This is a genomic window from Stenotrophomonas sp. YJH_SMC_36 (genome assembly GCF_059369935.1).
On the sequence record NZ_JCAFTD010000002.1, the window covers coordinates 509218 to 531226 of the forward strand.

Genomic DNA, 22009 nt, shown 5'->3' on the forward strand with positions numbered 1-22009 from the left:
GAATGCGGGGAGGGGGGCCGGCTCGGGCCGGCGACGGATGCCAGCCTACCCCCCGGCGGCGGATTTTTCTATTCCACGCTTTCACACGTTCAGCAGCAGGAACTCGCGCTCCCACGAGCTGATGACACGGAAGAAGGTCTCGTACTCCTTGCGCTTGACCGAGATGTAGGCCCGGCAGAAGCGCTCGCCCAGCAGCGCCTGCAGTTCGCCGCAGCGCTCAAGCCCGTCCAGCGCTTCGCCCAGCGAGCGCGGCAGGTTGTAGCCCAGCTCCTTGGCGCTGCCGGTGACCGGCGCATCCGGCGCCAGCCGCTCGCGGATGCCGAGCAGGCCACAGGCCAGGGTGGCGGCCATCGCCAGGTAGGGATTGGCGTCGGAGCCCGCGAATCGGCTCTCCACCCGCATGTTCTCCGGTGTATCCAGCGGCACGCGCAGGCCGCAGGTGCGGTTGTCGAAGCCCCAGTGCACGTTGCTCGGGGACACCTCGCCGAACACCAGCCGGCGATAGGAATTGACGTTCGGCGCGAAGAACGCCATCGCCTGCGGCGCATACTTCTGCAGCCCCCCAAGATAGTGGCCGAACACCGGGCTGAACTCGCCTTCGGCATCGGTCTCACCGGCGAACACGTTGCTGCCATCGCTCACCCGCACCAGGCTCTGGTGGATGTGCATGGCGCTGCCCGGCTCGTTCTCCATCGGCTTGGCCAGGAAAGTGGCGTACACGCCGTGGCGCATCGCCGCCTCGCGCATGGTGCGCTTGAACAGGAAAACCTGGTCGGCCAGATCCATCGCATCGGCGTGGGTGAAGTTGACTTCCAGCTGTGCCGCGCCGGATTCGTGGATCAGCGTGTCCACGTCCAGCTTCATGGCATCGGCGTAGTCGTACATCAGGTCGAGGATGGGGTCGAACTCGTTGACCGCATCGATCGAATACGACTGCCGCGCTGTTTCCGGGCGACCGGAGCGGCCGGCAGGTGGCAGCAGCGGGAAATCCGGGTCGGTGTTCTTCTGCACCAGGAAGAACTCCAGTTCCGGCGCCACCACCGGGCGCAGGCCCAGCTCGGCGTAGGCCGCCAGCACGCGACGCAGCACATTGCGCGGCGCCAGCTCATGCGGCTCGCCATTCTTGGTGTAGCAGTCATGGATGATCTGCGCGGTGGCATCGGCGGCCCACGGCACCATGCGCACGGTATCCGGATCCGGGCGCAGCATCATGTCCGAGTCCGACGGCGAGGTCAGTTCGTAGTAGTCATCCGGAAACTCGCCGGTGACAGTCGTGGCGAAGATGCCCTCGGGCAGGCGGGTACCGTAGTCGTGCGAGAACTTATCGGCGGGAATGATCTTGCCGCGCGCGTTGCCGGTGATGTCGGGCACCAGGCATTCGACTTCGGTGATACGCCGCTCCTTCAGCCAGCGCAGCAGGCTGCTCTCCTGCGGTGCGGGGGGCGTTGCCGTCTTGCGCGGGCGCGTTCGGGAACTCATCGGGAATCCAGTTGGTTCTGTTGATGCTGCCGGCAAGCTTGGCCGAACGCACGGAAAATAGCGTGATAGAACGGCGCCTGCATGACGCGCCACTCCGGGTGCCACTGTACGCCGAGCACGAAGCGGTGGCGCGGGCTGCGTGCCGCCTCGACCAGCCCGTCATCGGCGCGGGCCTCGACCTGCAGGCCGCTGGCCAGGCGGGCAATGCCCTGGCCGTGCACCGAATTGACCTGCACCCTCCCCTCGCCGTGCCAGCCCGCCAGCCACCCATCCGCCACCAGTGTGACCGCGTGGGACGGCCCGTACTGCACGTCCACGGGCGCCTGCGGATCTTCGCGATGATCGGCCAGCCCGGGTACCCGATGGACCTGTGGATGCAGGCTGCCTCCCAGGGCGACGTTCAATTCCTGGAAGCCACGGCAGATCGCCAGCACCGGCAGGTCCATCGCCAGCGCCTCGTCCAGCAGTGCGAAGGCATTGGCATCGCGCGCAGGATCATGCGCATTGCCGGGCCAGCTGCGGCCACCGTCGTAATGCTGCGGCTCGATGTTGCTGACCGCACCGGTCAACAGCAGACCGTCGAGGCCCTGCAGCCAATCGCGCGCCGGCAGCGGCGGCTGCAGGCTGGGCAGCACCAGCGGCGTGACCTCCGCCGCCTCGGCCAGGGCGCGGACATACTTCTCGCCGGCCACCGCAAAGCGATGATGGCCAAGCACCGTACTGTCGGTGGGCAGGCCCACCCAGGGCAGGCGACGCATGGGGAAACTCCTTGGCGTGCAGACACGTTACCCGCAGGTGCGCGAGTGCGGCAAGTCGTCGCCATCACGCGCGAGGTGCCAAGTATCGGCGAAACTGGGGGCGTGAACGCCGATCAACCTCCTCCGCCCCGTCTTCCCACCCTGCGCCCGCGAGGCCCGCAGTGACGTCCGCCTTTCCAGCCAGCTGGTATGCCGCCAGCCTGCCGGAGCCGGCCGCCCTGCCTCCGTTGCAGGGCGACGTGCAGGCCGATGTCGCAGTGCTCGGTGCAGGCTACACGGGCCTGACGGCGGCGCTGGAACTGGCCTCACGCGGCCAGCACGTGGTCCTGCTGGACGCCCAGCGGATCGGCTGGGGCGCGTCCGGTCGCAACGGTGGCCAAGCGCTGGTGGGCTATGGCTGCGAGGTGGACGAACTGGAACGGCAGCTGGGCCGGGACGATGCCCGCCATCTGTTCGACTGGTCACGTGACGCCGTGCAGGCCATGCGCACCCGCATTGACCGCTACGGCATCGACTGCCATTGGCGTGAGGGCCACGCCAGCGTCGCCATCCGTGCCCGCCACGAGCGCGAGCTGCGTGCCCACTGCGAGCACCTGCAACAGCATTACGATTACCCGATGCAGTGGTGGGATCGGCAGACACTGCGTGGGCAGCTGGACAGCCCGCGCTATCGCGCGGCCATGTTCGATCCACTCAGCGCGCACCTGCACCCCCTGGCGTATGCGCGCGGCCTGGCCGACGCAGCGCGCGCGGCCGGGGTGGTCATCCACGAGAACTCTGCGGTCACCCGCGTGCAGCGCGGGCCTCGTCCGGCCCTGCACACCGCGCACGGCAGCGTCAGCGCCGCGCATCTGGTGATCGCCGGCAATGCCTGGCTGCAGGGCCTGCTGCCAGTGCTGGAGCACCGCATCATGCCGGTAGGCACCTATATCGGTGCCAGTGCGTGCCTCGGCCCCGAACGGGCCCGCGCCCTGATCCGTAATGACATGGCAGTAGCAGACACTGCCTGGGCGCTGGACTATTTCCGCCTGAGCCACGACCATCGTCTGCTGTTCGGGGGCAGCGCCAGCTACTCGGCGCTACCGCCGCCCGGGCTGCGCGGGGTGATGCAGCGACGCATGCACGCGGTTTTTCCGCAGCTGGCCGACGTCGCTCTCGATCAGGTCTGGGGCGGCTATGTCGACATCACCCGCAACCGCGCCCCGCATTGGGGACGGCTGGACGGCAATCTGTACTTCGCGCAGGGATTCTCCGGCCACGGCGTGGCGGCAGCCGGCCTTGCGGGTGACGTGATCGCCGCGGCAATCGCCGGCCAGAGCGAGCGCCTCGACGTGTTCCAGCGCCTGAAGCACGCGCCGTTCCCGGGCGGGCGCCTGCTGCGCATGCCGCTGCTGGTGGCTGCGATGTCGTGGTACAGGCTGCGGGATGCGTTGTGGTGACGATATCAGCGCCCTTGACGGGACTCCACGGCAGCGCGACTTGATCCCTTCACACCGATTGTTTGCATAATCTGCACAGGAGCAGGGGAGCACGTGGATGCAGTGGTGGAAGGAAGGTCTACCGGTGAACATCCGGATCAGTCCCCAGGGACTGGTGCTGATGCTCATCTATGCCGTCGCCTGCGTGGCCACGCGCAAACTTTCGGTAGACCAGTTCTACCTGCCGGCAGGTGTGCGTGTGGCCGCCTTGCTGCTCTGTCCACCGCGCCTGTGGCCTTACCTGTTGCTGGGCGAGTACGCCTACTTCGCCCATCTGCGGATTCCGCTGCTCGAAAAATACGGGTTGGCATGGGTGCTTCTGGCCTCGGCATTTCTCATGCCGGCAGTGATGCTGATCGTACGCATGCACCGGAAGTTGCTTGCGCGCACCACGGTCCTCGGCGTGATCTCGATCGCGGTCTGTGCCGCGACGATCATCAGCCTGCTCAACCTCGGAATCTCGTACCTGCTCTGGGAGCCGCTGCATAACGCGTCGTTTATCACCAACGTAATGCGCTATGCGCTGGGCGACTTCACTGGGATCCTCATCCTGGCGCCACTCGCGCTGCTCTGGATCCGTCGCGCCGAGGAACAATGGACACCCCGGTCCGTTGCGGCCACAGTCGGAGCACTAGTAGCCATGCTGGTCATTGGCCTGCAGGCGACGCCGGTACCCGCCTCGATCACGGCCCCTGGCTCGCTGCAGTTGTTGTTGATCCTGCCTATTCCCGCAATCGCCCTGACCTGCCTGCTGGGATGGCGCGGGGCGGCCGTCGGTGTCGCCGCAGTGAACATGATTCTTGGTCTGAGCACCCCTTCTGACCATCCCGCATCATTCGATCAGGCGACCTTTGCCACCCAGCAGGCCATGGCCATCGCCAGCGTCGCCCTGTTGCTGCTGGGTGCGCGCATCACGCATTTCCAGAGCCAGCATCGGCTGCGTGAGGAAGACGGCAGAAACTCGATGAAACTGGCCCGCAGTACGCACATGGCCAGCGAAATGGATCTGCGAGAGCGAGCGGCGCACCTGCGCAGGCTGGGCGAGGGGATGGACCTGTCGCTCAACGAGATGGTGAACTGGCTGCACGCGCAAGGGCACCACGCTGTCGCCAACAGCCTGAAACACACATCAGAAGTCCATTCGCGCCAATTCCGCGCGCAGGCGAGCATGATCTACCCATCCGCCCTGGAGCGTCTCGGGCTTTACGTCGCTCTTCGTGCAGGTGGCGTGCGGGAGGCATGGGACAATACGCACCGGGTTACGCAGCCCCGGCTGACGGGCGACCCATGTCAGTTGGGAGTGGATCTGCAGCTGGCCGCATACCGGACCGTGGTTGAGGCCGTATCGTTGCTGCTCAGGTATGAGCCCGGTCAGATCTCCGTGCGCATCAGGTGCGGCGTCTTCAGACAGATGCACGGAGTACTGATTTCCGCCGCTCTTGTCGATCCTCACCATGCGCTTTCGCAACAGACTCAGGAACTGGTCCGTTCACAGCTATTGGGCCGGATCGTCGCCTATTCCGGGGTCGTCGATGTTCAGAAAAACAGGATCCGGATCGCCTTGCTGGATGGGCTGGCCACCTATCCGCAGGCCCCTCTGGCAGCACACCGTCCAGATGCGCCGTGGCCGTTCGACCAAGGTCGGCAATCTGCAACCTGACACAGAATTGCCAGTCAAAGCGCGATGGATGTCACTAATTCGCAGCAGTGCTGAACTGGTGTCGGCGGCAAAGAGCCAGGTAACGAAGAAGAGATCCGATTGCGTAGGCGGGAATCTGCCGATACTGTCGCCAGAGGTGTAGACGTCCAGAGTGGATGGAACGCCACCATGGTACGAGCAAGGGAGGCTTGGGATTGAACTGGTGGAAGAACGATGTCGAGCTGAGCTTCCGGATACGCCCCATCGGACTTTTCATCGCTGGGATGTACGCCGTCACGTGCTGGGCCGCTCGTCAGGTCTCGCTCGACCAGTTTTACCTGCCGGCAGGCATACGGGTCGCTGCGCTGCTGCTCTGCCCTCCGCGCCTTTGGCCCTATCTGCTGCTTGGCGAATACGCTTACTTTGCCCAGATGCGATATCCACTCATCGGGAAATATGGGCTGGCTTGGGTGATCCTGGGCTCCGTGTTCCTCATGCCAGCGGTAGCCTTGGTCGTGCGGGCGCATCGCAGATTCATGACCGCGACAACGGAGGGCTGGCTTCTCTCGATGGCGGTTTCCGCCGCGCTCATCGCCACCGCATTGAAACTGGGCTTGGCCCACCTGCTCTCCGAGAACCCGTCTTCCGTGCCATTTGCGACACGAGCTGTCCGCTTCGTGCTCGGTGATTACATCGCAATACTGACTGTCGCCCCACTCGCACTGCTCTGGATCCGGCGCCGGTCACTGTACGAGTGGAAGTTCTGGAAGCACGCGCCTACCGTAGCCGCATTGACACTACTGATATCACTGGGCGCATTCATGGCCTCGGGTGTCGAGCTCCCAGATGCCACCAAGACATCCCTGCAACTGGTGATGGCTTTGCCGGTTGTTGCCTTGACCTGCATCCATGGCTGGCGAGGAGCCGCTGTGGGTGTTCCGCTGTTGAACATAGTGATTGCAATGACAACACCAGCATCAGGACTGCCTGGTTCGTTCGACCAGCGAACATTCATGATGCAGCAGCTCATTGCCGTTGCAGGGACGGCGCTTCTTCTACTCGGTTCCCGCATCACTCAGCACTATCATCAGCATGCGCGCCATGATCTGGATGGGAGTCAGACGGCCAGACTTTCGAGAACTGCTCATATGGCCAGCGAACTCGATCTGAGGCAGCGGGCGCTTGATCTCAGGAAGATCGCAGACGGCGTCGAGAAATCACTGAACCAGACTGCCGATCTTCTGAAAATGCACGGACACCATGCACCTGCAATGGATCTGCTGCACACCTCGACGACACATTCACGCCAGTTCCGTGAACTCACAAGCCTGGTGTATCCAACCGAAGTCGAGCAGGTCGGGTTGTATGTTGCCCTGCAGATCAGCGGCATCAGCGAAAACTGGGACCGGACCAGCAGGGTTGCGCTCCCCCGCATGACGGGCGACCCCTGCAGGCTGAGCATTGCACTGCAGCTTGCTGCCTATCGAACCCTTACCGAAACGGTCGCACTGCTGCTCAAACACGAACGGGGGCAGATCCAGATCCAAGCACGCTGCGGCAGCCTGCATGGTCAACAGGGCATCCTGATCAGTGCATCTCTTTTGGACAGAGATCGCCACTTGTCGCTGGAAACCGCAAAACTGATCGTCGAGCGCCTGAGTTCACGTGCACTGGCCTATGGCGGTAAAGTGCAGACACGTCAAAACCGCGTAAGAGTGCTACTGCAGGAAACGGCCACGGGTGCAACCCACGGCAGCACGCATGCAGCGTGGATTGCTCGCGCCGACATCACCTGACTCTCACTCATCCGCCTCGATCAAGGAAAAGATCATGCTTCAGCGACTCGTAGCCGGCAGTTCGATCGCCCACGTTGCGTTGCTACCAGCACCATAGACGACCAGCGAGAACTCGGCTTGCCTGAGTACCACATGCCGCTGGGACTTTTCCGGCAATGCCAGCCGCTGCGACGGCAATGACACGGTAATCGGACTTTTGCCGGCCGGGAGCGTCCAGAACGTGGTGTCAACCTTGCCGATTATCAGCAGGACCTGTCCGGAGAGGTCATTCACCTGATAATAGTTGATTCCCTCACGCTCGAACCCATACACCAGCCAGTTCGGATCTGCACTCAGATTCGTCGCTGCTGGACGGGACTCACCAAGCCCCGCCTGAGCCATATGTGTTCCGTTGTCGTCACTCGGGCAGCATGCCGCCTCGGCGACGGCAGGTGCGGACAACAGAGTCATTGCAGGCATCAAAAAACGCAGACCAGAGAAATTCACACTCACCCCCGTATTCGGTTGGACAACGCCAGGCAAACTCACTTCGCCACCCCATGACTGGATGGGCTCTCGGCCTCGCTTGCGGGCTGCCTCAGCCGGGCGGAGTCAACCTCAGGCCGCCGGCAGGGTGGCGCAGCCAGCATAACCATCATCCAGCACCAGCGCCACGAGCAGAACTTCCGCCACTCCGCTCGTCGGGCCCCGACACTGAACGTGTCGGCCGGCGTTCACGCGATGACAACGCATGCGGTACCACCACTAAAGTTACGGCCGAAACCGCCGCTACCCGTGCCAAGACTTCCCTGACGTGAGCCTCCGCATCATGCCCGTCCTGCCGCAGGCCGCCGTCGATGGCGACCTCGCCGATCCGCTTCCGCAGCGGATCCTGCTGGTCGAAAACTCCCGTGCCTTCACCGGCATGCTGCGCGAGGCGATCGAACAGCGCCTGGAGCTGCCCGTCGTGGTCGCTTCCACCCTGGCCGAGGCCGACCGCCTGCTCAATGAGAGCGGCGGCTGGTTCCTGGTCCTGACCGGCCTGGTTCTGGCCGATGGCGACAGGGACGCGGTGGTCGAATTCTTCCTGAAACGCGATCTGCCCACCGTGGTGGTCAGTGGCGTGTATGACGAGGATCTGCGCAAGCGCGTGCTGCAGCAGCAGATCATCGACTACGTCCTGAAGAACACGCCCGGCAGCATCGACTATCTGGTGTGGCTGGTGCAGCGCCTGGAACGCAACCGTCGCATCGCCGCGCTGGTGGTGGACGATTCGCCCTCGGCACGCGGCTATGCGGCCGCGCTGCTGCGCATGTACGGCCACGAAGTGTACGAGGCTGCCGATGGCAATGAAGGCCTGGCGGCGATCGAGTCCCATCCTGCGATCCGGCTGGCGGTGGTCGACCAGGAGATGCCCGGCATGCAGGGCGTGGAATTCACCCGCCGCCTGCGCACCCTGCGCTCGCGCGACAAGGTGGCGGTGATCGGCATTTCCGGCAATACCGACGCATCACTGATTCCGCGCTTCCTGAAGAACGGCGCCAACGACTTCCTGCGCAAGCCCTTCTCGCGCGAGGAATTCTTCTGCCGCGTGTCGCAGAACGTGGACCAGCTGGAGCTGATCGGCACCCTGCAGGATCTGGCCACCCGGGACTTCCTGACCGGCCTGCCCAACCGCCGCTGCTTCCTGGAACAGAGCCAGCGCCAGCTGCCCCAGCTGCAGACCCATGGCCAGAGCGTGGCGGTGGCGATGATCGACATCGATCACTTCAAGCACATCAACGATACGCACGGCCATGAGGCCGGCGATGACGCCCTGCGTGCCGTGGCCGGGGCGGTGGCCGTGCATGCGCGCAGCCAGGACTTGATCGCGCGCTTCGGCGGCGAGGAGTTCTGCCTGCTGGTGCCGGACATGGAGCAGGACGAGGCAATGCTCTACTTCGAGGAACTCCGCCAGCGCATCGCGGCGCTGGAAGTGGATATCGGCACCGCCACACTGCGCATGACCGTCAGCATCGGCCTGTGCTGCCTCCGCCCGCAGCGCGATGCGCTGCATCGCCTGATTTCCGAGGCCGACCGTCAGCTGTACCTGGCCAAGGCCGGTGGCCGCAACCGGGTCAGCTGCACCACCATGGGCAGCCCGCTGCGTCCGCGCGAGCCCGCCCTGCCCTGATCGATCCGCTTTGATCCAGATCAACGCTGCCTGCCGGCAGCAGCCCTACAGTCGGCCCCGACATCACGCATGAAGGGGAGCCGGGGATGGCATTACTGGTCTGGCAGGACGATCTGAACATCGGCATCGATGTGATCGACCAACAACACCGCCGCATCATCGAGATGCTCAATCACCTGCATGTGGCCCAGGCCAGCATGCAGCGTGCCGCTGTCGGCGAAGTGATCGACGAGGTGGTTGATTACACCATGTCGCACTTCGCGTTCGAAGAAGAGCTGATGGAGGAAGCCGGCTATCCGTTCTGCGCTGCCCACAAGCGCGTGCATGAGGTCTTCATCAAGCGCGTGGCCGAGTACCGGCTGCGGTTCCAGGCCGGCGAGGACATCAGCGACGAGCTGCGCACGATGCTCTCGCGCTGGCTGTTCAACCACATCCGCGGCGACGACCAGGCCTACGCCGAACAGGTCAAGTCACATCTGAACCAGTTCACCCGTGAACACCAGGGCGGGGGCTGGCTGGGCCGCACGCTCAAGCGGATCTTCGGCTGATCAGCGCACGCGACGCTGCAGTGCCACCAGCGCGGCCAACGTCGCAACCGCGGTCAGGCACAGGTAGTAGCCGACCGCGACCAGGCCGAAGCGCTCGGCCAGCCAGGTCGCCAGGTACGGAGCGGGCGCCGCACCGAGAATGCCGGCCAGATTGAACGACAGCGATGCGCCGGTATAGCGCACTTCGACCGGATAGATCTCGGCCAGGAATGTGCCGCAGGGGCCATAGGTCAGGCCCATCAGGAACAGACCCAGGCACAGGAAGCCCAGCACCAGCCACGGGCTGCCGGGCTGGAACAACGGCGCAAACAGCAGGCCGAAGCCCAGGATCAGCAGGCTGGCCACGATCATCGTCCGGCGGGTGCCCCAACGGTCGCCGTAGCGCGCCGACAGCGGGATGCCCAGCGCGAAGAACAGCATGGCGGCCATCTGCATCAGCAGGAACTGCTCGCGGCTGTAACCGAGTACCGCCGTGCCATGGCCCAGGCTGAATACCGTCATCAGATAGAACAGCACGAAGGTGGCGAATGCACCCAGCGTACCCAGCAGCATCGGCACGGGATGGTCGCGCAGCACCGTCCACATCGGCAGCCGCACCGGCGCTCTGCGTTCCAGCGCCTTCTGGAAGTCCGGCGTCTCATGGATGTTCAGGCGCACCCACAGGCCCAGCCCGACCAGCAATGCGCTGGCCACGAACGGAATACGCCAGCCCCACTGCAGGAAGTCGTCCTGCCCCATGCTTCGGCCCAGCACCAGGAAGATGCCTGCCGACAGCAGGAAACCGAGCGGCGCGCCCAGCTGCGGGAACATGCCGTACCACGCGCGCTTGCCCGGTGGTGCGTTCTCGGTTGCCAGCAGCACCGCCCCGCCCCACTCGCCGCCCAGCCCCAGCCCCTGGCCGAACCGGCACAGCGCCAGCAGCGCCGGAGCCCACAGCCCGATCTGCGCATGGGTCGGCAGCAGGCCGATTGCGACAGTCGACAGTCCCATGGTGAGCAATGCCGCGACCAGGGTGGCCTTGCGGCCGATGCGGTCGCCGAAGTGGCCGAATACCGCCGAACCCACCGGCCGCGCGACGAACGCCACGGCGAACGTGGCCAGGGATTGCAGCAGCGCGGCCTGGTCACTGCTTTCCGGAAAGAACAGATGCGGGAACACCAGCACCGCGGCGGTGGCGTAGATGTAGAAGTCGAAGAACTCGATGGTCGTGCCGATCAGGCTGGCCAGCAGTACACGGCGAGGGGAATTCACGGGTGACGCGGCAGCGGTGATCGTCGACATCGGCAAGGCAGGCAATCCGGATCGTCCGATTCTGCCACGCATGACCCGGCAGGCGTGACGATGGTTTCAGCCGACACGGATGCAATCACACGCGATGCGATGTGTTCAGGGCGGTGGTGCCGCCGCTCCCTTCGGGGCGCGACCCGCTGCTACAGCTGGATCCACGTGGCCTTGATCTCGCTGTACTTGTCGAAGGCATGCAGTGATTTGTCGCGCCCATTGCCGGACTGCTTGTAGCCCCCGAAGGGGGCGGTCATGTCACCGCCGTCCCAGCCGTTGACCCAGACGCTGCCTGCGCGCAGCTGCCGCGCAACCCGGTGTGCCCGGCCCAGGTCCCGCGTCCACACGCCCGCCGCCAGGCCGTAGCGACTGTCATTGGCCAGGCGCACCGCTTCGGCCTCGTCGTCGAAACCCAGCACCGCCAGCACCGGACCGAACACCTCCTCGCGCGCCAGGGCCTGTTCCGGCCGGACCTGGTCGAACACGGTCGGCTGCACGTAGCAGCCGCCTGCTTCCACCTCGGCGCGGCGTCCCCCCAGCAGCAGGCGCGCTCCGTCAGCTTCGGCCATGGCGATGTCCGCCAGTACCTTGTCCACATGCGCGGCATCGACGAGGGCACCCATCGGTGCGTCGGCCTCCAACGGGTGACGCGGCTGCATGCGCTGGCCATGGGCGATCACCCGATGCACGAACTCCTCGCGGATCGAACGCTGCACCAGCAGCCGCGAGCCGGCGGTGCAGACTTCTCCCTGGTTGAAGAAGATGCCCTGCGCCACCCCCTTGGCCGCCCGCTCCAGGTCGGGCGCATCGGCAAACACGATATGCGGGCTCTTGCCGCCGCACTCCAGCCAGACCCGCTTCAGATTGGAGCGCCCGGCATGCTCGAGCAGCTTGGCGCCGGTGGCGGTGGAGCCGGTGAAGGCCAGCACGTCGACATCCCTGTGCAGCGCCAGCGGCTCGCCCACGCGGGCACCATCGCCCGGCAGAACGTTGAGCACACCATCAGGCAGACCGGCCTCGCTGGCCAGCGCTGCCAGCCGCAACGCCGTCAGCGGCGAGCGCTCGGAAGGCTTGAGGATCACCGAATTGCCCATGGCCAGCGCCGGCGCGATCTTCCAGCAGGCCATCAGCAACGGGAAGTTCCACGGCACGATGGCGCCGACCACACCCGCAGGCTCACGCGTGACCAGGCCCAGCTCCTGGGGGCCGGTCGGTGCGATCTCTCCGTACAGCTTGTCCACCGCCTCTGCGGTCCAGGCCAGGCAACGCACCACGCCCGGCAGGTCGATGCGCCGCGCATCGCGCACCGGCTTGCCCATGTCCAGCGTTTCCAGCAGGGCCAGTTCGTCGGCATGCGCTTCCACCAGCGCCGCCAATGCCAACAGCACGCGCCTGCGTTGCGCAGGGCTCACCTGCGACCAGTGGCCGGCCTCGAAGGCGCGCCGTGCCACCTGCACGGCACGCTCCACGTCCTGCGCGTCGCAGTCGGCGACGGTGCCAAGCACGCGGCCGTCGATCGGGCTGACGCAGTCGAAGCGGGCACCGCTGGCGGCATCCACGTAGCGGCCCGCGATGAAGGCCTGGCCGGGAATGGAGAGCTGGCCGGCCAGCGCCTGCCAGTGGCTGCGGTCGGGGAAATCGGCCATGGCAGGATCCTGCAGTGCGTGTCGTTCCGGTTATACCGGTGCCGCCGCGACCTCGCCGTGACAGGCCATGCCCCGCGTGCACGGCGGGCATGGCCCGGGCGATGACGGCTGCGCTACAGTCCCTGCATCGGACCCGACGGAACCGGCATGAAGAACCCCGCGAGCGACGTGCACGAGCTGGCCATCCAGCGCCCCGACTCCCTGGAGGCGTACTGGATGCCCTTCACCGCCAACCGCCAGTTCAAGGGCGCGCCGCGCATGCTGGTACGGGCCGAAGGCATGCATTACGAAGACGTGGACGGGCGCCAGGTTCTCGATGGCACCGCCGGCCTGTGGTGCTGCAATGCCGGCCACGCCCGCCCGCGCATCGTCGAGGCGATTGTCGAACAGGCACGCACCCTGGATTACTCACCCGCCTTCCAGATGGGTTCGCCACCGGCATTCGCGCTGGCGCAGCGCCTGGCCGCGCTGGCTCCGGCCGGGCTCAACCACGTGTTCTTCACCAACTCGGGCTCCGAGGCGGTGGATACCGCAATGAAGATCGTGCTGGCCTATCACCGCCAGCGCGGCGAAGGCCAGCGTACCCGTTTCATCAGCCGCGAGAAGGCTTATCACGGTGTGGGCTTCGGCGGCATGGCGCTCGGCGGCCTGCCCAACAACCGCCGCCAGTTCGGCCTGCAGCTGGCGGGCGTGGACTATCTGCGGCACACCCTGGATCTGCAGCGCAACGCGTTCAGCAAGGGCCTGCCGCGCCAGGGCGCGGAACTGGCCGACGATCTGGAGCGGCTGATCGCCCTGCACGACGCGTCCACCATTGCGGCCGTGTTCGTCGAGCCCATCGCCGGTTCTGCGGGAGTGATCCTGCCTGCGCCCGGCTATCTGCAACGGCTGCGGGAGATCTGCGACCAGCACGGCATCCTGCTGGTGTTCGACGAGGTCATCACCGGTTTCGGCCGGGTCGGCATGCCGTTCGCCGCGCAGCGTTTCGGCGTCACGCCGGACCTGCTGACCTTTGCCAAGGGAGTCAGCAACGGCGCGGTTCCGCTGGGTGGCGTGCTGGCCAGCGATGCGGTGCACGCCGGCCTGATGCAGGGCCCGGCACAGGCCATCGAGCTGTTCCATGGCTATACCTATTCGGGGCACCCGCTGGCCTGCGCGGCAGCCCTGGCCACACTCGACGTCTATGCAGAGGAGCGCCTGTTCGAGCGCGCCATCGAACTGGGCGAGTACTGGCAGGAGCGGCTGCACGCCCTGCAGGGGCTCCCCAACGTGATCGACATCCGCAACTTCGGACTGGTCGGTGCGGTCGAGCTGGCCCCGCGCAAGGATGCTCCGGGCAGCCGTGGTCACGAGGTCTACCGGCGCTGTTTCCACGACGGCGGACTGCTGGTGCGCTGTACGGGCGACATCATCGCGCTGTCGCCGCCACTGATCGTGGACAAGCCCCAGATCGACCAGATCACCAGCACTCTGGGCGAGATGATCCGGGCCACCGCGTAAGCCCGGGCCGGCGACAGCAAGCAGGTACAATGGTCGGTTCCGTTCCTGCCCGTTGCCGTGCCCATGGACATCGTCGTCAAAGAAGAACTCAAGGCCTACATCGACCCGCTCACGCCCGACGAACATGAGGCGCTGGAGCGCAGCATCCTCGCCGAGGGCTGCCGCGATGCACTGGTACTGTGGGGCGATGTCCTGGTGGATGGCCATAACCGCTACGGCATCTGCCAGAAGCATGGCCTGCCGTTCAATACGGTGCAGAACAGCCGCTTCCAGAGCATGGAGGACGTGCACCTTTGGATGATCGAACAGCACCTGGGCCGCCGCAGCGTGTCCGATTTCCAGCGCGGCGTGCTGGCCCTGCGCAAGCGCGACATCCTGTCGGCACGCAAGCAGATCGAGCAGGCCCAGCTGCAACGCGAAAGCGATGGCACCGCCGCATCGGCCGACGATGCCGGTGAAGACAGCCCACCGTGGGAACCCGCGCCGAAACTCAGCCGTGCGGAACTGGCCCGCGAAGCAAAGCTGAGCACCAGCCAGGTCGGGATGATCGAACGCATTCACGCACAGGCCGCCGCCGAAGTCGTGGAAGCGGTCAAGGCCGGCGTGATCTCGATCAGCGCGGCCGCGGCCGTGGCCGACCTCCCCGAGGAAGAGCAGCGCGCGGCAGCCGCAGGCGGCAAGGACGAACTGAAGCAGGCCGCCAAGCGCGTACGCGAGTCCAAGCGCAAGCCGCGCGCGGCGAAGCCAGAACCGGCGGAAATGGCGTTCGAGGAGCCCAGCGAGGACGAGATCGCCCTGCGCGATGCGGAAGTGCTGTCCGCGCTGGAGCAGTTGGGTGAGGATGCGCCGGCGCTGCGCCGACGCGTCGTCGCGCTCACTCGCGAGAACGATGCCCTGCGCACGCAGCTGGCGGCATTGCGCAGGCAGCTGGAAGCGCTGTAACGAATGGGTAGCGCTGGGCCATGCCCGGCGAGCGCAGCGGACCCTGAAAAGCCGCCGGGCATGGCCCGGCGCTACCGATGCGCCGGCATCATCCGGTGGCGGTTAGACTGCCGCCATGACGTCCGCAATCGATCCGCGCCGCGCCCAGCTGCGACGCCTGAAAGCCATCGCCCTGGGCATGCTGGTGCTGATGCTGGCCGGTTTCGCGGTCAGCCACTGGCAGGGCGAGCGCGGCGCCTGGGCCTGGGTATCCGCCTTCTGCGAGGCGGCAGCGGTGGGCGCGCTGGCAGACTGGTTCGCGGTGGTCGCCCTGTTCCGCAGGCCGATGGGCCTGCCGATTCCCCATACCGCCATCATTCCGCGCAGCAAGGAGCGCATCGGCGACAGCCTGGCGCTGTTCGTGCGCGATCAGTTCCTGGAACCACAGGTGCTGCTGGCCAAGCTGAAGGTGTTCGATCCGGCTGGCCGTCTCGGCAGTTGGCTGGCCGAACCGGCACGCGCACGCATGCTGGCCGACATGGCACGCGGCTGGGCGTTGCAGGCACTGGACTTCTTCGATGAACGCGCGGTGCGCCGGCAGCTGCACGCGTTCGTGGTGCAGCAGTTGCGACAGTGGAACGCGGCATCCACCGCCGGCGAGCTGCTTGCCCTGCTGACCGCCGACGGGCGCCACCAGCGTGTGCTGGACGAGGGCCTGCAGAGACTGGGACGCTGGCTGGAGCAGCCGGAAGTGAAGGAGCGCGCGTCGCAGCTGATCGTGCGCTACATCCAGCGCGAATGGCCGACGCTCTCAAGCACGGTGAACTGGGTGAAACCCATCGACGAGATCGGTGACAGCCTGGCCGAGCGGCTGGCACGCGCCGTGCTGGAGGAGCTGCAGCAGGTACTGGCCGAGCCGCAGCATCCGCTGCGGCAGGATTACGAGGCGTGGCTGGGCAACTACGTCCAGCGCCTGCGCGAAGACCCGGCGCTGGCCGAGCGCATCGAACAGCTCAAGCAGGAGATGATCGACCATCCTGCCCTGCAGGAGTACGTGCAGGGGCTCTGGGCACGCATCCACGCCAGTCTGCGCGCCGACCTGCAGCGCGAGGATTCGGCGCTGGTCGGCCACCTGCAGCGCAGCCTCGCCTCGCTGGGAAGCACCCTGCAGTCCGACCCGGCACTGCGCGATGCACTGAACCAGCATCTGCTGGAAGGCGCACAGCGCCTGACCGGGCGACTGCGCGAGGGGGTCACCACGCACATCGCACAGACGGTCAGGGGCTGGGACGAGCGCCATCTGGTCGAGCAGCTGGAACTGAGCGTCGGCCGCGACCTGCAATTCATCCGCTTCAACGGCACGCTGGTTGGCGGCCTGATCGGCCTGCTGCTGCACGCGGCAACGGTGGTGTTCCGCTTCTGAGCTGCGGGTCCGCCGACCTGCTGCGTGGGCACGGAACGACTCCTCTTTCGTCACGCAGCCTTGATTAACAGAATGCGAATGCCTATCATTTACTGATCGGTGGTGCGCTTGGCCGCACGGGCAAGGAAGACCTGTCCGGTGCCCATGTACAGCCCTGACCTCCGGCTGCCCGTCTGCGCGGGCAGCGCTGCATTGATGGGACACGCTGGGCGACGTGCGCGGGGCGCAAGGGGGCCGCAGGCGCGTTCGATCCCCTCCCCGACCGACAGGACCACCGTGGACCGCTCGCCCGCAACCGCCAGCTCCCGTGTTTTCTTCCGCAACCCGCGCTGGGGCATCCTGTCGCGCTCGCTGGCCGCGATCTTCGGTGGCTATGCGCTGGCCTCCATGACCGGCGTGTTCTGTGCCGTCGTCCTGCCGGGCGCGCGGGGCCAGACCGTGCTGACCGGCATGCTGCTGGCCATCCTGGTTGCCGCCTGTGCCGCGCTGTGGGCATTCGCCACCCGCAGTGCCCTGCGTGCGTGGATCGGCATCCTCGCCCCTGCCCTGCTGATGGCCGGCATCGCGCGGCTGATGGGAGCCTGGGCATGAAGAACGGATTCCGCCAGTCGATGGCCTGGCTGCACACCTGGACCGGCCTGCTGGTCGGCTGGCTGCTGCTGCTGATCTTCATGGCCGGTACCGCAAGCTACTACCGTGAAGAGATCAGCCGCTGGATGCGCCCGGAACTGCCGGCCAGCACCGTCAGCATCGATGTGGCCGCGCAACGCAGCGTGAACTACCTGCAGACCCATGCGGCGCAGGCCCAGACCTGGTTCGTGACCCTGCCGCAGCCGCGCAACCCGGCCATGCAGCTGTTCTGGCGCCTGCCACCCGAGCTGGCCGATCCAAGCCGTGGCCGCCGCGGTGCCTTCGGCGATGCCACGCTCGACCCGAACACCGGCGACGAACTGAACGCCCGCCAGACGCGCGGCGGAGATTTCTTCTACCGCCTGCATTTCGACCTGCACTACATCCCGGTGCTGTGGGCCCGTTACCTGGTCGGCTTCTGCGCGATGTTCATGCTGGTGGCCATCATCACCGGGGTGATCACCCACAAGAAGATCTTCAAGGACTTCTTCACTTTCCGCAAAGACAAGGGCCTGCGCTCCTGGCTGGATTTCCACAATGTCAGCGCGGTGATGGCCCTGCCTTACCACGCGATGATCACCTACACGGGCATCGTCACCCTGATGATCATGTACCTGCCCTGGGGCGTGAAAGTGGCCTACCCGCAGGATGAGGACAAATTCTTCAGCGAAGCCTTCGGTGGCCTGCCTGAAGTAACCGCGCCGGCCGAAGGCCGCGCCGCGCCACTGCCGATCGCCCGCCTGCTGGACGATGCGCGCACCCACTGGCATGGCGCCGAAGTGGCCGGCTTCACGGTATCCAATCCGGGCGCGCGCAACGCGGTGATCGACATCCGCCAGCGTGACGGCAAGCGTCTTTCCATCGACACGCCTTCGCTGCGTTACGACATGGTGGACGGCAGGCTGCTGGAACAGACCCCGGCCTCCGGTGGTGCCACCGCCACCCGTGGCGTGCTGTACGGCCTGCACCTGGCGCGCTTCGCCGACTGGGGGCTGCGTGCGCTGTTCTTCCTGTCCGGCCTGGTCGGCTGCCTGATGGTGGCCAGTGGCGTGGTGCTGTGGGCAGTGAAGGAACGACCGAAGCACGCCAAGAGCGGGCGTACCGGCTTCGGCCTGCGCCTGGTCGATGCGTTGAACATCGGTACCGTAGCCGGCCTGCCGATCGCCTTTGCCGCCTACTTCTGGGGCAATCGGTTGCTGCCGCTGGATCTGGCCGATCGCTCAAATGCCGAAGCCAACGTGTTCTTCTATGCGTGGGGCGGCGCCCTGCTGGCCGCGTTCGTCTGGCCGAAACGGATGATGTGGACGTGGCAGCTGTACCTGGGCGCAGCCGCATTCGCGCTGGTTCCGGTGGTCAACGCGCTGACCACCCACGCCCATCTGGGCATTACCCTGCGCAGCGGCGACTGGGTGCTGGCGGGCTTCGACCTGTCGATGATCGCCTTCGGTGCGATGCTGGCGCTGTGCGGCTGGCGCATGCAGCGCTGGACGCCACCGCTGTCTGCGGCCGAGAAGAAAAAACGTGCCGCAGCAACCGTTGCGCCCAGGGCACCGACCGAAGCCACCGAAGTGGAGGCCAGCGCATGATGCTGCTGGCGCTGGCGCTTTCCTTCTCTGCGTTCACCGCGTTGTCGCTGGCGATGGAAAGGCACCAGCACGATCTGCACGGCAAAGCCGCCGCCGTTCCGGCACGGCGCACCCAGTGGCGGGTGCTGGGCTGGTCGCTGCTGGCGGTCACCTTCGCCCTGTGCGTTGCCGACCATGGCTGGGCCATGGGCCCGGTGCAGTGGCTGGGCGTGATGACGGTGGGCGGCGTGACGCTGTCGTTCGGGCTGTATCCCTACCGCCCGCGGTGGATCGTGCCGCTGGCGATCACCCTGCCGTTGCTGGGCCTGGTGGTGGCGCTGGCATAGCCGGTAGCGCCGGGCCATGCCCGGCGAACCTTCAACCCAAACGCTTCAACTCCCACGCACGGTGGATGCGTGCGTTGCGCTCGAAGTCCGGACCGATGGTACGCGCAGTGATCTCACGGCACTGGGCGAACTCGGCGATCGCGTTCTCTTCCAGCTTGAAACGGCGGAAGTTGTTGGAGAAGTACAGAACGCCTGCCGGTGCCAGCCGTGCCACCGCTGCACGCAGCAGCCGCAGCTGCTCGCGCTGCACATCGAAATCATCGGCGCGGGCGGAGTTGGAGAACGTCGGCGGATCGCAGAAGATCACATCGTACTGTCCGCGGTCGGCTTCCAGCCAGGCCATCGCATCGGCCTGCACCAGAAGATGCTGGTTGCCGCCCTGACCATTCAGGGCCAGGTTGTCGTAGCACCATTGCAGGTAGGTAGCGGACAGGTCGACACTGGTGGTGCTGGCCGCGCCGGCCACGGCTGCCTGCACGCTGGCCACGCCGGTGTAGCAGAACAGGTTGAGGAAGCGCTTGCCACGCACCTGCTCGGCCATCATCCGGCGCAGCGGACGATGGTCCAGGAACAGGCCGGTATCGAGATAGTCGAACAGGTTCACCTGCAGCAGCGCATGATTCTCGCGCACCACCACGAACTCGTCGCGCTGCTCGAAACGGCCGTACTTGCTGCCGCCCTTGCCACGCTCGCGTGACTTCATCGATACCTGTTCGGGCGGCACGCCGAATACCTCACGCGCGGCGGCCAGCAGTTCGTTGCGGCGGCGGCGCACGTCGTTCTCGGGAATCGCCGCCGGTGCAGCGTATTCCTGTACGTGCAGGAAGGTACGGCGCTGTCCACCGTCCTCTTCGTAGACATCGATGGCCGCCGCGTATTCCGGCAGGTCCGCATCGTAGGCGCGGAAGCAGGTGATGTCCTCGCGCGCGCGCCAGCTCTTGAACTTCTTCAGGTTCTTGCGCAGGCGGTTGGCCACCATCTGCGCACCTTCGCTCAGCTCCCGCGGCTGTGCCGGATCACGCCCCGGCACCGCGATCGGGTCGCAGACGATCAGCGCGCATTCCAGCGCGCCATTGAACATCTGGTACTTCTTGGCCGCACGAAGACCCGTGGCGAAGGCCAGCTCGTCGTTGCCGCACAGCAGGCTGGCGCGCCACTGCGGCACCGCCTTCTGCAGCGCGTTGCCCAAGGCGCGGTACAGCGCCGGATCGGCGGCCAGGCGCTCGTCGTAGGGCGGGTTGCAGACCACCGCACCGATCTCCTGCTCCTGCGAGGTGAGCTCGGATACGTCGGCGCGGGTGAAGCGGATGGCGTGGGCCACGCCCGCCACTTCGGCATTCTCGCGTGCCGCTTCGATCGCCGTCGGATCGATGTCGCTGCCGTGGATCACCGGCTTCAGCGCGGCCAGGCCGGTGGCCTCGCGCTCGCGCGCTTCGCTCTGGATCGCCTTCCAGGCCACCTTGTCGAAGCCCAGCCAGCGGCTCGGCGGCAGGCTGCCGTGGCGCATCAGGCCCGGCGCGACGTCGGCCGCCATCAGCGCGCCTTCGATCAACAACGTGCCGCTGCCGCACATCGGGTCCAGCAGGCCACCACCGGCGGCATGCAGACGTGGCCACTGCGCCCGCAGCAGCAACGCGGCCGCCAGGTTCTCCTTCAGCGGTGCTTCGTGCGCGGCCCCCCGCCAGCCACGGCGGTGCAGCGGGCCGCCGCCGAGGTCGATCGACAGCGATGCACGGCCCTTGCGCAGCGACAGGTTGACGCGCACATCCGGCAGATCAGTGTTGACCGACGGCCGCTCCAGGCCCTCATCGCGCATGCGGTCGACGATGGCGTCCTTGATCCGCTGCGCGGCAAAGCGGGCGTGGGTGATCTTGTCGCCGGACACATGCGCATCCACCGCCAGGGTCATCTCCGGCTTGATGTGCTCATGCCACGGCAGCGCACGCACGCCGTCATACAGCGCCTGCTCGTCCGGGCATTCGAACTCGTCGATCGGCCACAGTACGCGGCTGGCCAGACGTGACCACATCACGATCCGCAGCGCCTGCTCCAGCTCGCCCTCGGCATTGACGCCGGCAATGGTGGCAGTGGCCTTGTCCAGGCCCAGGGCCGACAGTTCATCGGCAAGCAGGTATTCCAGGCCCTTGGCGCAGGAGACGAAGAATTTCACGGGATCGGTTCGCAGGTGGTCGGGCGCGGCAGGGGAGCCGCGCCAGTCGGAAAGGAGGGCCGTGGGCACGGCCGGCAGGCCCGCGCCGGGGGCGGCGGGGCTGCCATTGTAGTCAATGCGGGCCGGCGCGCCGTGCGCCCCGGCTTCACAGTTGGCGCAGCAGGCGCTCGAAGGCGTGTGCGGATGCCTCCACGTGCCGCTCCAGGCGGTGGCCATCGTCCACCAGCAGCAGCTGTGCCGAGCGCGCCTGCGCCCAGGCGATCACCCCGGCGGCAGGCACAACATCATCGTGCCAGGCCTGGACCACGGTGGTGGGGACCGCTGCGGCGTCCAGCGCCGGCATGGGCCCCATGGTGGTCGGCGGGACCATCAGGAACAGGCCCGCCACCGGTACCTGCAACGAGGCGATCGCAGAGATGTAGGCGCCCAGGCTGGAACCCGCCAGTACCAGCGGCCCTTGTGCCGCCGCATGTGCAGCGCGTTCCAGCAGGCGCTGCAGACGCCCCGGCACGTCACCGACGCGGCTCACTTCGCTCATCGCGTCCAGATCGGTGTAGTCCGGCCGCTCATGGGTCCAGCCCAGGCGTTGGGCGACCTCGGCCAGTGCCGTGACCTTGGTGGCCTCCGGCCCGCTCTCGAAGCCATGGGAGAGGATGCAGTGACCGCGGCTCATGCG

18 protein-coding genes are annotated in these 22009 nt (G+C 66.4%); 11 read left to right on the forward strand and 7 right to left on the reverse strand.

Features of this window, described 5'->3' with window-relative positions; genetic code table 11:
- Window positions 1-81: 81 nt before the first annotated feature.
- A complete protein-coding gene (locus tag AC5P76_RS05615) occupies window positions 82-1479 on the reverse strand; it encodes a glutamine synthetase family protein (RefSeq protein ID WP_065181214.1) in 1398 nt (465 codons plus the stop codon).
- Window positions 1476-2237, reverse strand: coding sequence for a gamma-glutamyl-gamma-aminobutyrate hydrolase family protein (locus AC5P76_RS05620; RefSeq protein WP_253119058.1), 762 nt, complete (start codon window positions 2235-2237; stop codon window positions 1476-1478). Before AC5P76_RS05620 ends, AC5P76_RS05615 begins: the two co-directional genes overlap by 4 nt.
- A 161-nt stretch (window positions 2238-2398) precedes the next feature.
- Here AC5P76_RS05620 and AC5P76_RS05625 point away from each other — a divergent pair, with 161 nt between their 5' ends.
- From AC5P76_RS05625 to AC5P76_RS05635, 3 genes are all read left to right on the forward strand, one after another.
- Entirely contained in the window at window positions 2399-3676 is a 1278-nt protein-coding gene (locus AC5P76_RS05625; protein WP_495222691.1) for an NAD(P)/FAD-dependent oxidoreductase, read from the forward strand.
- A 97-nt stretch (window positions 3677-3773) separates the two neighbouring features.
- Entirely contained in the window at window positions 3774-5375 is a 1602-nt protein-coding gene (locus tag AC5P76_RS05630; protein ID WP_461290372.1) for an MASE1 domain-containing protein, read from the forward strand.
- A 194-nt stretch (window positions 5376-5569) separates the two neighbouring features.
- Window positions 5570-7150, forward strand: a complete 1581-nt coding sequence (locus AC5P76_RS05635; RefSeq protein WP_346475786.1) for an MASE1 domain-containing protein — start codon at window positions 5570-5572, stop codon at window positions 7148-7150.
- Between the two features lie 39 nt (window positions 7151-7189).
- Here AC5P76_RS05635 and AC5P76_RS05640 read toward each other — a convergent pair whose 3' ends face one another.
- Entirely contained in the window at window positions 7190-7600 is a 411-nt protein-coding gene (locus tag AC5P76_RS05640; RefSeq protein WP_227255205.1) for a hypothetical protein, read from the reverse strand.
- A 358-nt stretch (window positions 7601-7958) separates the two neighbouring features.
- Between AC5P76_RS05640 and AC5P76_RS05645 the strand changes: the two genes are divergently transcribed.
- Both AC5P76_RS05645 and AC5P76_RS05650 read left to right on the forward strand, forming a co-directional pair.
- On the forward strand, window positions 7959-9302 hold the full coding sequence (locus AC5P76_RS05645; protein ID WP_111185685.1) for a diguanylate cyclase: 1344 nt from the start codon (window positions 7959-7961) through the stop codon (window positions 9300-9302).
- An 86-nt stretch (window positions 9303-9388) separates the two neighbouring features.
- On the forward strand, window positions 9389-9850 hold the full coding sequence (locus AC5P76_RS05650; protein ID WP_053516564.1) for a bacteriohemerythrin: 462 nt from the start codon (window positions 9389-9391) through the stop codon (window positions 9848-9850).
- On the opposite strand, the gene AC5P76_RS05655 is transcribed toward AC5P76_RS05650, so the two are convergent.
- Both AC5P76_RS05655 and AC5P76_RS05660 read right to left on the reverse strand, forming a co-directional pair.
- Complete coding sequence (locus AC5P76_RS05655; protein WP_495222692.1) at window positions 9851-11131, reverse strand: MFS transporter; 1281 nt, start codon at window positions 11129-11131, stop codon at window positions 9851-9853.
- Between the two features lie 149 nt (window positions 11132-11280).
- The gene (locus tag AC5P76_RS05660) at window positions 11281-12777 is read right to left on the reverse strand and encodes an aldehyde dehydrogenase (protein WP_495222693.1); all 1497 of its coding nucleotides are present in this window, start codon (window positions 12775-12777) and stop codon (window positions 11281-11283) included.
- 147 nt (window positions 12778-12924) lie between these two features.
- Between AC5P76_RS05660 and aptA the strand changes: the two genes are divergently transcribed.
- The 6 genes from aptA (at window position 12925) to AC5P76_RS05690 (ending at window position 19163) form a co-directional block, all read left to right on the forward strand.
- Window positions 12925-14277 carry an omega-aminotransferase AptA gene (gene aptA / locus AC5P76_RS05665; RefSeq protein ID WP_065181210.1) on the forward strand — a complete coding sequence of 451 codons (1353 nt, stop codon included), beginning with the start codon at window positions 12925-12927 and terminating at the stop codon, window positions 14275-14277.
- Window positions 14278-14340: 63 nt separating this feature from the next.
- Window positions 14341-15219: a ParB N-terminal domain-containing protein gene (locus tag AC5P76_RS05670; protein WP_111185731.1), complete on the forward strand. Its 879-nt coding sequence runs from the start codon at window positions 14341-14343 to the stop codon at window positions 15217-15219.
- Window positions 15220-15334: 115 nt separating this feature from the next.
- Window positions 15335-16621, forward strand: a complete 1287-nt coding sequence (locus AC5P76_RS05675) for a DUF445 domain-containing protein (protein WP_111185733.1) — start codon at window positions 15335-15337, stop codon at window positions 16619-16621.
- A 276-nt stretch (window positions 16622-16897) separates the two neighbouring features.
- Complete coding sequence (locus tag AC5P76_RS05680) at window positions 16898-17212, forward strand: DUF3649 domain-containing protein (protein WP_053518219.1); 315 nt, start codon at window positions 16898-16900, stop codon at window positions 17210-17212.
- Complete coding sequence (locus AC5P76_RS05685) at window positions 17209-18837, forward strand: PepSY-associated TM helix domain-containing protein (protein WP_253119048.1); 1629 nt, start codon at window positions 17209-17211, stop codon at window positions 18835-18837. Before AC5P76_RS05680 ends, AC5P76_RS05685 begins: the two co-directional genes overlap by 4 nt.
- Complete coding sequence (locus tag AC5P76_RS05690; RefSeq protein WP_197571507.1) at window positions 18834-19163, forward strand: DUF3325 domain-containing protein; 330 nt, start codon at window positions 18834-18836, stop codon at window positions 19161-19163. The genes AC5P76_RS05685 and AC5P76_RS05690 overlap by 4 nt, the downstream gene beginning before the upstream one ends.
- Window positions 19164-19194: 31 nt before the next feature.
- Here the strand turns inward: AC5P76_RS05690 and rlmKL are convergent, their stop codons facing one another.
- On the reverse strand, window positions 19195-21333 hold the full coding sequence (rlmKL, locus tag AC5P76_RS05695; protein WP_253119046.1) for a bifunctional 23S rRNA (guanine(2069)-N(7))-methyltransferase RlmK/23S rRNA (guanine(2445)-N(2))-methyltransferase RlmL: 2139 nt from the start codon (window positions 21331-21333) through the stop codon (window positions 19195-19197).
- Between the two features lie 145 nt (window positions 21334-21478).
- A complete protein-coding gene (locus AC5P76_RS05700) occupies window positions 21479-22006 on the reverse strand; it encodes an alpha/beta hydrolase (protein ID WP_053518227.1) in 528 nt (175 codons plus the stop codon).
- Window positions 22007-22009 lie beyond the last annotated feature (3 nt).